At 69.3% G+C, this 13,148-nt stretch carries 11 protein-coding genes; all 11 read right to left on the reverse strand.

Going from position 1 to position 13,148, the window contains the following annotated elements; all coding sequences use genetic code 11:
- Positions 1-58: 58 nt before the first annotated feature.
- Positions 59-817, reverse strand: coding sequence for a sugar phosphate isomerase/epimerase family protein (locus JOF42_RS17375; RefSeq protein WP_210098954.1), 759 nt, complete (start codon positions 815-817; stop codon positions 59-61).
- Positions 818-948: 131 nt separating this feature from the next.
- Positions 949-1,812: a sugar phosphate isomerase/epimerase family protein gene (locus JOF42_RS17380; protein WP_210098955.1), complete on the reverse strand. Its 864-nt coding sequence runs from the start codon at positions 1,810-1,812 to the stop codon at positions 949-951.
- Positions 1,809-2,981, reverse strand: coding sequence for a dihydrodipicolinate synthase family protein (locus JOF42_RS17385; protein WP_210098956.1), 1,173 nt, complete (start codon positions 2,979-2,981; stop codon positions 1,809-1,811). The genes JOF42_RS17380 and JOF42_RS17385 overlap by 4 nt, the downstream gene beginning before the upstream one ends.
- 2 nt (positions 2,982-2,983) lie before the next feature.
- Positions 2,984-4,147 (reverse strand): Gfo/Idh/MocA family protein, encoded by a 1,164-nt coding sequence (locus JOF42_RS17390; RefSeq protein ID WP_210098957.1) that lies wholly within the window; start codon positions 4,145-4,147, stop codon positions 2,984-2,986.
- A 340-nt stretch (positions 4,148-4,487) separates the two neighbouring features.
- Positions 4,488-6,185 (reverse strand): acyltransferase, encoded by a 1,698-nt coding sequence (locus JOF42_RS17395; protein WP_210098958.1) that lies wholly within the window; start codon positions 6,183-6,185, stop codon positions 4,488-4,490.
- Positions 6,182-7,156 (reverse strand): hydroxyacid dehydrogenase, encoded by a 975-nt coding sequence (locus JOF42_RS17400; protein WP_307803637.1) that lies wholly within the window; start codon positions 7,154-7,156, stop codon positions 6,182-6,184. The genes JOF42_RS17395 and JOF42_RS17400 overlap by 4 nt, the downstream gene beginning before the upstream one ends.
- Entirely contained in the window at positions 7,153-7,839 is a 687-nt protein-coding gene (locus JOF42_RS17405; protein ID WP_210098959.1) for a DUF624 domain-containing protein, read from the reverse strand. Before JOF42_RS17405 ends, JOF42_RS17400 begins: the two co-directional genes overlap by 4 nt.
- 3 nt (positions 7,840-7,842) lie before the next feature.
- The gene (locus JOF42_RS17410; protein ID WP_245340843.1) at positions 7,843-8,745 is read right to left on the reverse strand and encodes a carbohydrate ABC transporter permease; all 903 of its coding nucleotides are present in this window, start codon (positions 8,743-8,745) and stop codon (positions 7,843-7,845) included.
- Positions 8,745-9,683, reverse strand: coding sequence for a carbohydrate ABC transporter permease (locus JOF42_RS17415; protein WP_210098961.1), 939 nt, complete (start codon positions 9,681-9,683; stop codon positions 8,745-8,747). Before JOF42_RS17415 ends, JOF42_RS17410 begins: the two co-directional genes overlap by 1 nt.
- Before the next feature lie 67 nt (positions 9,684-9,750).
- Positions 9,751-11,028 (reverse strand): extracellular solute-binding protein, encoded by a 1,278-nt coding sequence (locus JOF42_RS17420; protein ID WP_210098962.1) that lies wholly within the window; start codon positions 11,026-11,028, stop codon positions 9,751-9,753.
- Between the two features lie 67 nt (positions 11,029-11,095).
- A complete protein-coding gene (locus tag JOF42_RS17425; RefSeq protein ID WP_307803638.1) occupies positions 11,096-13,045 on the reverse strand; it encodes a DUF2264 domain-containing protein in 1,950 nt (649 codons plus the stop codon).
- Between the last annotated feature and the right edge of the window lie 103 nt (positions 13,046-13,148).

A 13,148-nucleotide genomic window follows, 5' to 3' on the forward strand; every position in this document is an offset into this window, starting at 1 on the left:
CGAGAGAAGGGAACGGAGGGGCATCGTGCGACGGCGCGTCAGAGCGAGCATCGGGCCGTCAGATCGACAGGTACGAGCGCAGTGCGGCGGCCTCGCCGTTCAGCAACGCCGGGTCGTCGCCGGGAACGAACTCGAGCAGTGCATCCCTCGGCGGCCGAGGCGCTGCCAGAGCCTCGGCGAAGAAGCGCGTCCACAGCGCATCCCGCGCCCGCAGCGGAAGTCGCTCCTGCGCGGGCCACCAGGAGAAGACGTGCGCGGCGGTCGTCTGCGCGGAGATCTCGCGGTACTCGCCGAGGACGGTGTCGACGGTGGCGGCGACCGTCGGCTGCCAGTAGGTGCTGAGCGCCGGGCTGTTCACGTCGGCGAGCAGTCGCAGTGTGGTGGGCGCCGTGTCGGCGAGCGTGCCGGAGTGGAACTCGAGGGCGAGGCCGATGCCCCGGTCCTCCGCCTCGGCGGTTGCATCGCGCAGACGCGAGACGGTGTTCGACCAGTCGACGTCGGTCGCGTCCGACGACCCGAGGTGCCCGGCCCAGATGCGCACACGGTCGACGCCCAGGGCTTCGGCGCTGTCGAGGATCGGCGTGAGCGTCTCGTCTGGCCCTGCGCGGAAGTACGACCCGTATGAGCACGACGCCAGCCCGGCATCCGCGGTCTCGGTGGCCACCTGCGCCGCCCGCTCGATGTCGCCGGCGGGCACGTGCACATCGGCGCCCCACTCGATCACCTCGAGGCCTGCTTCTGCCGCCAACCCGATGACCTCCTCGGCGTCGAGCGCCCGGAAGGTCACCGAGCAGAGTCCCGGTCGGATCTTCGTCATGGTGTCATCCTCTCAAGGGGTGACGTCGGGGTCTCGGGGGTTGCCCTGCGGCCGGTCTCCGCCTACGGGCGGCACGCCGAGTCCCGCGGTGGCACGCTCGCGCCACCGCGGGACTCCTCCGGCACGTCTCGTCAGCGCAGGTGCGGCGAGACCGCGGCGCCGAAGGTCTCGGCCGTGCGACGCACGACGTTCTCGGGAGCATCCGCCCAGATGTCGGCGTTGAAGATCTCGACCTCGATGTCGCGGTCGTAGCCCGTCTCGATCACGGCGCGCGTGAGCGAGCCGAAGTCGATCACGCCGTCGCCCGTGTAGTGGCGTGACAGCAGAACGTCGGCGGCGAGCGGGGTCTTCCAGTCGCACACCTGGTAGGTCGCGATACGGCCCTCTCGCCCGGCGCGCGCGATCTGCTCGAGCACCTGCGGGTCCCACCAGATGTGGAAGGTGTCGACGGCGGCGCCGACCACGTCGGCGTCGAAATCGGCCGCGATGTCGAGCGCCTGGCCCAGCGTCGAGACGACCGCGCGGTCGGAGGCGTACATCGGATGCAGCGGCTCGATCGCCAGCGTCACGCCCGCCGCCTTCGCGTCGGTCGCGAGCACACCGATCGCGTCGCGCACGCGCTCACGCGCACCGATCAGGTCGCGCGAGCCTGCGGGCAGACCCCCGGCGACCAGCACGAGCACGGCCGTCGATCCGTCGGCACCCGCGGCGGCGAGCGTCGCGGTCTCCTCGATCGCGCGGCGGTTGTCGTCGAGTGCGGCGACACGCTCCGGCCCCTCGGGGAGGGTGAAGAAACCACCACGGCAGTGCGTCGTGAACCGCAGACCCGAGTCGGCGAGCATCCGCGCCGCGACGTCGAGTCCGACCTCGTTCACGGGCTCGCGCCACAGGCCGATCGCCTGGATGCCGGCATCCGCCGTCACCCGCAGCGCGGTCTCGAGGTCGGCGTGCTTGATCGTGGCCTGGTTGATCGACAGGCGAGGATCGACGGTCATGCCTCCACCCCGTTCAGGCGCAGCATCCCGTGCCAGCGCTCGCGCGCGAGTTCGGGCTTCTCGAGTGCGAGTGAGGCGTTCGCCAGCTCGACGATGCGGCTGAGGTGCGGAAGGCTCCGCGCCGAGTGCAGCCCGCCGACCATCTGGAACGCGGGCTGGTGCCCGTTGAGCCAGGCGAGGAACGCGACGCCCGTCTTGTAGTAGAACGTCGGTGCCGCGAAGACCTGGCGGCTCAGCTCCTCGGTCGGGCCGAGGATCTCGAGGTAGCGGGCGGGGTCTCCGGCATCCAGTGCCTGGATCGCCGCGGACGCCACCGGGGTGATCGCCGCGAACGCGCCGAGCAGTGCGTCGGAATGCCCGTCGCCCTGCCCCACGGTGTCGCCGCCGATGAGGCCGACGTAGTTGAAGTCGTCGCCCGTGAACATCCGCACGCCCTGTGGGAGCTGCTCGCGCACCGAGATCTCGGACTCGGCGTTCAGCAGGCTCATCTTCACGCCCGCGACCTTGTCGGGCTGCTCTCCGATGATGTCGAGCAGCACCGCGGATGCCGTCTGCCAGTCATCCGCGCCGAAGTAGCCGGCGAGCTCGGGATCGAAAGCCGTTCCGAGCCAGTGCAGCACGACCGGGACCGTGGCCGACGACAGCACCTCGCGGTAGACACGACGGTAGTCGTCCGCGCTCTCCGCGACGCGGGCCAGGTGGCGCGAGGCCATGAGCACGGGGCCCGCCCCCTGCTCCTCGGTGAAGTGCAGCTGCTCCTTGTAGGCGTCGATGACCTGGTCGAGCGAGACGTGCGTCTCGGCGACGTGGTCGGTGTTGACGCCGACCACGACAGAGCCGCCCTCTTCACGAGCGACCTCGGAGCTTCGGGCGATGAGCTCACGCGTCGCCGCGGCATCGAGACCCATGTTGCGCTGCGCGGTGTCCATGGCGTCGGCGACGCCGAGGCCCCACGAGTAGACGTTGCGGCGGAACGCGAGCGTCGAGTCCCAGTCGATGTCGGCGGGCTGGCCGGGGGTGTTGTCGGCGTGCAGCTTCGGCACGACGTGCGCAGCGGCGTAGGCGACGCGGCTCTGCAGCGGCGAGGACGGGCGGGAGTACCCGCCACCGTCGCGCAGCTCGGCATCCGTCACCGCTCCCGCGGCATCGAGAAGTCGGAGCGTGGTCATGCTCAGCCCAAGGTCAGGGGCTCGAGCGAGACCTTGCGGCCTTCGGCGCTGGAGGTCAGACCCGCCTCGGCGAACTGCACTCCACGTGCGCCGGAGAGCAGGTCGAAGGGGTACTTCGTGCCCTCGACGAACGAGACCAGGTACTCCTCCCACTGCTGACGGAAGCCGTTGATGAAGACGTCGTTCGTGGGCACCTGCTGCCAGTCGGTGTCGTAGTCGTGGCTGTCTTCGAGGTCGGGGTTCCACACGGGCTTCGGCGTCGCGTTGCGCGGCTGGATCTTGGCGCCGAAGAGTCCGACGACCGCGGATCCGTGAGTGCCGTCGACCTGGAACTCGACGAGCTCGTCGCGGTTCACGCGCACCGTCCAGCTGGAGTTGATCTCGGCGACGATGCCGCCCTCGATCTCGAAGATGCCGTACGCGGCGTCTTCGGCGGTGGCCGTGTAGTGCTCGCCGTTCTCGTCCCAGCGGTCGGCGATATGCACGGCGGCCTGCGCGTAGACGCTCTTGACCTCGCCGAACAGGTTCTCGAGCACGTAGTTCCAGTGCGGGAACATGTCGACGATGATGCCGCCGCCGTCTTCGGTGCGGTAGTTCCAGCTCGGGCGCTGCGCGGGCTGCCAGTCGCCTTCGAAGACCCAGTATCCGAACTCGCCGCGCACCGAGAGGATGCGGCCGAAGAAGCCCGAGTCGATCAGGCGCTTGAGCTTCTGCAGGCCGGGAAGGTAGAGCTTGTCGTGCACGACGCCGGTCTTGACGCCGGCCGCGTCGGCGAGACGCGCGAGTTCGAGGGCCTCGTCGAGCGACTCGGCCGTGGGCTTCTCGGTGTAGATCGCCTTGCCGGCCGCGATCGCCCTGCGGAGGGCCGACGCGCGGGCCTTGGTCACGAGGAAGTCGGCGTAGATCTCCCACTTCGGGTCGGCGAGGGCCGCGTCGAGGTCGGTCGTGTAGTCCTCGATGCCGTGCTTCGCGGCCAGCTCGGCGAGCTTCGCCTCGTTGCGGCCGACGAGCAGCGGCTTCACCGTGATGCGCGAGCCGTCGGGCAGCTCGATGCCGCCCGCGTCGCGGATCGCGAGGATCGAGCGCACGAGGTGCTGACGGTAGCCCATGCGCCCCGAGACGCCGTTCATGATGATCCCGATCTCGCGGGTTGTCGCCTGTGACATTGCTGGTCCGTTCTCTTCTCTCAGATCCCGCACCTTCTGCGGGGAAACTCGTGTGGGTGACTCTGTGTGGGTAAGCGCTTTCCGACAGCATGCCATGCCCGCGGCTCCTCCGCAAGCGGTGGTGGAAAACGCTCTCCTCAAGCACCGTTCGGCGAGTATCGCCGGGATTTGTTGCGTGCGGGGCCAAATAGGCATCCGAATCGGCCTGTTCCGGTGTCTTTTCGACCCCGCACCGCGCGCGGGATGCACTTTCGACCCCGGACCGCGTGCGGGATGCTCTTTCGACCCCGCACCGCGTGCGGGATGCACTTTCGACCCCGGACGCGCGCGGGTCACGCGTTCACACGATGGCCCCGAACGATGCGGCTGGTTCGGGCCGATGCACGCCTCTCGGTCGATATCCCAGCTCGTCTGAGACACCGAGGATGTCGGCCAGGTACCAGACGATGGCGAGCCACATCTCGGTGCCCTGGAGCCCCGGCTCCGTCTCGGCGAGCCCCCGGGTCGTCGCGGACGGCTCGCGGAAACCGAAGCCCTGGCCCGGCACCCACGTCTGCAGGGCATCCGAGAGCAGTCGCTCGGCGAGGCTTCGCACGTCGTCCGTGCGGTGGCCGCTGCCCCGGGTCAGCCACAGCGGATGCGCCACATCGAGCACGTTGCACGCGTTGCGCATGCCCGGCGCGAACCAGCGCGTGTCACGCGCATGCGCGAGCACCGTGTCGACCACCCGTTCAGGATGCGGCAGCGGTACGCCGAACTGCGCGAACGTTCCGCGTGACGCCCGGTAGAAGCCGTTCACGACGGGCAGCAGCCCGCGGTCGACGGTGGGCGCCCCCCACATGCCGGTGCGGGGGTCGGCGTTCAGCAGAAGCCAGCCGAACAGCGCCTCCTCCACCCCGTCGGGCACCGCGACGCCGGCCTTCTTCGTCCACAGCAGCGCCGTGCCGAAGCCGTCGACGTGGTGACCGGCCTTCCAGGCGTCCGTCGCCCAGGGCAGTCCCCGGCAGAACTCCACCACGACCTCGGGCGTCGCCTCGGTCACCCAGGTGAGCTCCGCGGGGAACTCCGAGCCGAGCAGGTCGAGGCCGTACCCCGTGCTCAGCACGTGATAGGCCACGTCTTCGTCGGAGAAGTCCAGACCCGACCGCTGGTGCCCGTCGGGACCGAGCGGGGCCACGACACCGGTCGACAGGTCCTGCCAGGCGTGCAATCGGCGGATCTGCTCGTCGGCCGGGATCTGCGGTGGGGCCGATCGCGTCAGTAGGTCGGCGATCTCGATCGCATCCGCCTGCGCGCGGACGGTCGGCGCGGCACCCGGGCGGTCGACGAACGAACGCGTCTCATCGCGCCACGAGCGCACGAGAATCGAGGATGCGTCGGCGCGCACCCGCTCCCCGAACCGGACCACCCGTTCGCCCAGGCTCGAGGAGTCCGATGCGGGCGCTACCGACGACAGGGGCTCGGCATCCTCGGGTTCGACCCGCCAGCGCAGGAAGCGCGCGGGGTTGCCCGCGACGATGGCGCCCGCCGGCACGTCCTTGGTGACCACGGCCCCGGCGGCGATCACCGAGTGCGAACCGACCGTGACGCCGTCGAGGATCACGGCGTGCGAGCCGGTCCACACGTCGTCGCCGATCACGATGCCCCTGGTCGTCAGCGGCTGCCGGAACACGGGCGTGCCCGGCTCCATCGAGTGGTTGAAGCCGAGAATCGAGGTGTGCGCGCCGATGCGGACGGCATCGCCGAGCGTCACCCGCCCCCGGATGACCGTGTACGGGTTGATGCTGCAGTCGGCGCCCGCCGCGAGTTCGCCGGTCAGATACGCACCGGCGGCGATGTAGGTGCGGTCGCCGAGCCGGAGTGCGTCATGGTCGACCGACGCGAGTTCCGAGACGAAGCAGTGGTCGCCCAGGGAGCGCTCTGGGTGCCCGTCGATCAGAACCCGCTGACGCTCGAGTTGCGCATCCCGCTGTGCCGCATCGGCCTCTCGCCAGAAGTCCCAGGGCGAGAACTCGTGCGGGGCGACGGGCGTGCTCATGCGCTCAGCTCCATGTCGAGTCGGGTGATCACCTGCGACGGCACACCGCCGCGCAGCAGCGCCTCGACGTCATCGAGGGCCGAATCGGCGAGACGCCTGGCCTCGTTGCCCATGGATCCGGCGATATGCGGGGTGAGGGCGACGTTCGGCAGAGTGCGCAGCGGTGAGTCGGTCGGCAGCGGGTCTGGTTCGGTCACGTCGAGCACGGCATCCAGTCGTCCCGCGGCGCACTCGGCCAGCAGCGCGTCGTGGTCGAGGATCCATCCGCGCGCCGTGTTGATGACGGTGGCACCGTCATGGAGCGCCGCGAGCTCGGCCGCACCGATCATGTGCCTCGTCTCGGGCAGCGCGGGTGCGTGCAGCGACAGCACGTCGACCTGGTCGAGCATCTCGTCGAGTGGCAGCAGCTCCGCGCCGGCGTCGGCCACGGCCTGCGGCGACACGAACGGATCGGCGACGAGGATCCGGATGCCGTCGAGCTGGCCCAGCATCCGCACCACCCTGCGTCCGATCCGTGAGAACCCGACGATGCCGACGGTGCGGCCGACGCTGCCGTACCGCGTCGACCCGACCAGGTCGCGCCACTCGAGCACCGTCGAGGGCGAGCGCATGTGCACGAAGGCACGCTTGAAGGCGAGGATGATCGTCGCGAACGTGTACTCGGCGACCGGCACGGCGTTGGCGTCGGCGGCAGAGGTCACGGTGATGCCCCGTTCCCACAGCTCGTCGGAGACCAGCTGCTGCACGCTGCCCGCCGCGTGCACCACGGCGCGCAGACGCGGCATCCGATCGAGGAGCTCGGCGTCGAGACGCGGGGCACCCCACGACGTGACGAGGATCTCGGTGTCGGAGAGATCGCCGTCGTCGATCGCCAGTCGCGTCGAGGGAGACAAGGCGCGCAGGCGGCTGAGTCGGGCGTCATCGAAGAGCAGGTCGAACACCTCGGGGCTCATCGCCGTGCGCACCGTCACGCGCGCACCTCCGCGGCCTCGAGAACGGGCTCGATCTCGAGCACGGGGCGCAGCGTGTACCGGCTGTTCGCCCACGCCACGTACAGAGCAGGAGCGCACGTGAGGCCGATCGCGATCGCGGGCATGGTGGTGAAGAGTCCGATCTGGACTCCGAGCACGACGAGCGACAGTGCCGTGAGGTACCAGCGCCGCACGCACAGGTACAGCGCGGCCTTGACGATGTCGCGCATCCGCGCACCCGGTTCTTCGGCCAGAGCGACGAGAGCCACGAGGGCGGTCGCCCCGGCGATCACGACGAGCAGCGCGAGGACCGGCACGATCATGACGGATGCCGGTGAGGCGCTGACCGCCCGCACGTCGACGAGGAGGACCACGACGGATGCCGAGGCGAACGCCCCGATCAGCATGCCCTTGCGCGCCGTGGCCTTCCACCCGCGGAGGAACGAGCGCACGACCTGGGGCTCGCCCCGCCCGAACTCGCGGAACGCCGTGAACGCGCCGCTCAGCGCGGGTGCGGCGAGCGGAGCCGCGAGCGCCAGCAGGGGCCACGACAGGGCGGGGTCGGTCGTCATCAGCAGCACCACGAGAGGCGATGCCGTGACGAGCACGAGGAAGTTGACCATCAGGCCGAGGTAGACGACGCCGAGGATCGTGGCCCAGGCGTCGTGCGAGATGCGCTTCATCGGTCAGCCCTTCAGTCCGCTGGTGGCGATGCCCTCGACGAAATACTTCTGCCCGAGCAGGAAGATGATCGCGATGGGCACGACCGAGATCGTGAGTCCGGCGAACAGCAGCGCGTAGTTCGTGTCGAAGAGATTCGAGACGAAGCTCTTGAGACCGAGCTGGATCGTCCACAGGTCGGGGTTGCGCAGGTAGATGAGCGGTCCCAGGTAGTCGTTCCACGTGTTCACGAAGGTGAGCAGGGTGAGGCTCGCGATGGCGGGCACCGACAGCGGCAGCATGATGCGGCGCCAGATGGCGTACTCGCTGAGCCCGTCGAGACGCGCGGCCTCGCTGAGCTCCTCGGGGATGGTCTCGTAGTACTGCTTCATGAGGAACACCCCGAACGCGCCGAACGCCTGGAGCAGGATGATCGACCACAGCGTGTTCGACACCTTCAGATTCGACAGCAGGATGAACTGCGGGATCATGTACGACTGCCACGGCACGGCGATCGTGCCGATGTAGACGAGGAACAGGATGTCGCGGCCGGCGAACTTCATGCGCGCGAAGCCGTAGGCGGCGAAGGATCCGGTGAGCACCTGCAGGAACGTCACGCTGACGGCCAGGAACAGGGTGTTACGGATCCAGACGAGCATGTTCGACTTCGTCCAGATGTCGACGTAGTTCTGCCACACGAACGTCTCGGGCACCCAGACGACGGGCACCGAGAACACCTCGTTGGCGTTCTTCAGCGAGCTCATGACCATCCAGAAGAACGGTGCGAGCAGGCCGACCGCCGCGATGATCAGGGCGATGTAGCCGAGCGTGCGACCGACCGTGAGCCTGGTGCGCACGCGGCCGGCGGGGACGGGGGCGTTGAGCTTGCGCAGCGTTCCCCCGGTGACGAGGACCTGTGTCTCGGTCATCATGCGCTCCGCTTCTTGTTCCAGAGGAACTGGCCGATGGTGACGAGGATGCAGAGGAAGAACAGCGCGACCGCGGCGGCGGATGCGTAGCCGAACTGCGACTCCTCGAAGCCCTTCTTGTAGATGAACTGCGACAGCACCAGGGTCGACTGCCCCGGCCCCCCGTCGGTCATCACGAGGATGAGGTCGAAGATCTTGAAGGAGTTGATGGTGAGCATCACCGTGACGAAGAACATGGTGGGCCGCAGCGACGGGATCGTGACGTTCGTGAAGCGCTGCCACACGTTCGCGCCGTCGACGCGCGCGGCTTCGTGCAGCTCACGCGGCACGGTCTGCAGGCCCGCCAGGAACAGGATCATGTAGTAGCCCATATCGCGCCAGGTGCTGACGATCACGACGGCGGGCATCGCCCACTCGGACGAGGTGAGCCACCCGGGCGGCTCCGAGATGCCGATCGCCCGGAGCACCTCGTTGATGGGGCCGTAGTCGGGGCTGAAGAGCAGGTTCCACACCACGGCGATCGCGACGATCGAGGTGATGTACGGGAAGAACGCGGCAGTGCGGAAGAACGCGACGCCGCGGAGCTTGTTGTTGAGCAGCAGGGCGAGCCCGAGCGAGACGACGATCGTCAGCGGGATGTGCATCACCGAGTAGTAGATGGTGTTCCAGAACGCGATGTGGAAGCTGCCGTCGCCCATCAGGCGCTGGAAGTTCGCGAACCCCACCCAGTCGGCCTTGCCGAAGACGTTCCAGTTCGTGAACGCCATGTAGAAGAGGATCAGCACCGGAAGCAGGGTCAGGAACCCGAATCCGATGAAGTTCGGCAGGATGAAGCTCCAGCCGATCAGGGCATTGCGGCGACGCAGCGCCGAGCGGCGGCGGGGCAGCTTCGTCTGCGGCGGGGCCGCGTCACGGCGCGGGGCCTCGGTGGTGGTCATGTCTCGTCTCCTGGATGCTGCGCGAGGTCGGTGTCGGGGGCCGACCGGCGGCCGGCCCCCGAGTGGATCAGCCGACCTCGTTCTTGACGCGGTCCTCGGCCGTCTTGATGGCGTCGTCGACGGACGCGGAGCCCGACATGACGGCGGTGTGCAGATCGGCCAGGATGCCCTGGATCGTCGCCGTCTTGCTCGAGGTGGGGTTCTCGGGCAGGACATCGTGCGTCGACCAGGCGAACGTCGACAGGTCGTCGGCGGGTGCCCCGTCGACCGCGAAGTACGTGTCGACCACGGCGTCGTTCGTGAGCGCGGGCGAGATGCCGATCGCGGCGAGCGCCTGCGCGCCCTCCTCGGACGCGGCGAACTCGAGGAACTGCTTGGCGGCGTCGACCTTGGCGGAGTCGATGTTCGCGTTGATGCCGAAGCCCGTCGGGTCGCCGAAGGTCACCGGGGTGTTGTCGGTGCCGGTGGTCTTCTCGTCGAGCTGAGGCGCGGGCGCGATGCCCCACTCGAAGTCGTTCGCCTCACCCGACGCCTGCTGCGCGATGAGCGTCGCGGTGTACCAGGTGCCCATCAGCATCATCGCGGCCTTCTGGGTGCCGAACTCGCCCTGGTAGGTGAGCTGGTTGGCGGTCGAGGTGTTGAAGTCGACCTGGTCGCCGGCATCCTGCAGAGCGAGCGTGCTGTCGTAGTAGTCCTTCATGTTGTCGAAGTCGCCGTCGAGCACGCTCGTGCCGGTCTGCGCGTTCGCGAAGCCCTGCACGGTCGACTGCCAGCGGTGAAGGTACGTGCCCTTGGACGCGTCGGTGGTGAGGGCCGCGGCGGCGTCCGCGTAGTCGTCCCACGTCCACGAGCCGTCGGGCTGGTCGACGCCCGCCGCCTCGAAGAGCGCCTTGTTGTAGAAGAGCACCCACGAGTCCTGACGGTAGGGAACCGCGTACGCGGCGCCGTCGACCTCGTAGGAGTCGGCTCCGCTGATGCCGTCGGGCAGCGCCACGTCCGAGACATCCAGCAGCTGGCCGCCCTCCTGGAAGGTCGTGACGTACTTGACCTCCTTCTGCGTGATGATGTCGGGGCCCGACCCTGCGGCGAGGTCGGCGGTGACGAGCGTGTTGTACTCGGCGGCGTCGTACTCCTTGAGCTCGATCTTCACGTTCGGGTGATCCTTGGTGAAGGCGTCGGCGAGCGTCTGGAACTCGGGGGTGGTGTCGATGCTCCAGCCCGAGAGGGTGAGCGTGACGGGGGCGTCGGGGTCGGTCTCGCCGGCGTCGCTGCTGCCGGAGCAGCCTGCGAGGGCGAGGGCCGCGACGGCGGCGATGCTGCCGGCGGCGAGGATCTTGCGGTTCATGGGGATACTGCTCCTTTGCAATGGCGGGTGCCCCAGACGGGGCGGGATGACGGGTCGGGACGACGGCTCAGGCGAGCCGGTGTTCGGTGGTGGTGGAATCGGGCCAGACGACGGCGACGTCGTCGCCGTCGATGCGGGCGGAGGGAGCGGATGCCGCGGCACGGTCGGACAGGTGCACCGCGGTCGCGATCCACTCCCCCGTCAAGACCGGGTAGGTGATGACGGGGACGGATGCCGCCGCACCGAGCGGGCTGGCATCTCGCCGCGCCTCGATCGACGGCACTCCCCCGGGCGTGACGGCGGCGATGGTGCTGTGGCGGCCTCGGGCGCTCGCGGAGGCGGCTGTCGCCGAGAGGGTGTCGTCGACGGCATCCGCGGCGAGCGCCCACCCGCCGATGCGCAGGGCGGTGGGGGCTGCATCCGCCTCGATCCGATCGATGCGCACGAGCCGCACCTCCCACGCTCCGCGCACGATCGACCAGGTGGTGACGGTGCCCGCGACCTCGACCTCGCCGGTGATGCCGGAGCCATGTCGGGTCTGGGTCGCGTCCGGTGCGATCCAGTGCGCGGTCGCCTCGGATCCGGCGATCGCGGCATCCCCGTCGCGACGGATGCCCTGCACGCGCATACCGGCACGGTGCGTCGCCCGGCCGTCGGCATGCAGCAGCGCGACCGACTGCTCGAGGGGCTCGGCCCAGGCATCGCCGTTGAGCAGCGGGCTCGCGGCGGTCGAGTAGCCGAGGCGGGCGTAGAGCGGCGAATCGCCGACGAGGTCGCCGGGGCGCGCGTGGTCGGCCCCGTGGTTGATCACTCGCACGATGCCGTCGTCGGCCGTGGCGGAGATGATCCACGCCGGCGCCTGGACGGCACGGAGTACGTCGACCGTCTCGATGGGCAGAGGCTCGGCCGGCGCAGACCACACCGGATGATCTGCGGGGAGAGCGACGCCGAGCAGCCCCTTCGAGGCCCAGTACGGGGAGCCGGTGCCGGAGTAGTTCTGTGCGAGCCGACGCCACTCACCGTGCCACCCGAGGTCGAGGAGCCCCTGATCGTTGGGGGCGCCGTTCTCGGCGAAGTGGCGGACGATGTCGGATGCCGCGCGGCGCAGCTGCCCGAGCGGGACAGACGGGACCTGGGCGATGGCGCCCGCCCAGTAGGGCGCTGCCGCGGCGAAGCGGTAGACGAGGCTGCGGCCCTGGATCAGCGGCGAGCCGTCGGCGCCGACGAGCGCGATCGCGTCCTGCAGGAAGGTGTCGAGCCGGGCGAGATCGCCCTCGGTGCGGCCGCCCGCGAGCTCGCCGGCGCCCTGCATCCGCGACCACAGCACCGGGTAGAGGTGTAGCGCCCAGCCGACGTAGTGGTCGTACGCGCGGTCGTCGCCGTCGGAGATCCAGCCGCCCTCGCGCACGAACGAGTCGTGCTGCGCGAGGTCCTGCGCGATGTCGGCCTGCGACCAGGGGCCGCCCACCGAGCGCAGGAACGTCTGCACCACGACACGGAACCACAGCCAGTTGTTCTTCGGGTAGCTGTCGTCGCCCACCACGGGGGCGAGGTAGTCGATCATGCGGTGCTGAGTGGTCTCGTCGAGGCGATCCCAGATCCAGGGGCGGGTCATGTCGAGGATCAGGGCGATCGACGCCGCCTCGACCTTGGCCTGGGCATGCTCGTCGAGTCGCACCCACCGGTCGGGGCTCGACGGATCGACCCCGGCCACGATGCCGCGGGAGTAGAAGTCGATGAGGTCGTCGACCCCTTCGCCGCGCGCACCCGCGATGCGGAAGCCGGCGAGCAGAAAGGTCCGCACGAAGCCCTCGAGGCCGTCGACGTCGATGCCGTAGCCGCCGGATGCGCCGGGAAGCGTGATGCGAGCGCCGTTCTCGGAGGCCCACGGGCGGACCGCGGCGAGCAGCCCGTCGGCGTACGCGAGCAGATCGTCGCGCGACCACTCGGCATCCGGAGACGCATGGCCCTCGCGGGGGCTCATCGCCGTCGGGGCGACGGTGCGCTCGTACGTCACAGGGTTCTCCTTTGAAGGCTGCTTCGAGGTGGATCGCGGGGACGTTCGTCCCTTCGCGATCGTTGGGAGATTATCATCGCATTTCGATCAAGACAAGACTCAA

Source organism: Microbacterium phyllosphaerae (genome assembly GCF_017876435.1).
Classification (GTDB): Bacteria; Actinomycetota; Actinomycetes; order Actinomycetales; family Microbacteriaceae; genus Microbacterium; species Microbacterium phyllosphaerae.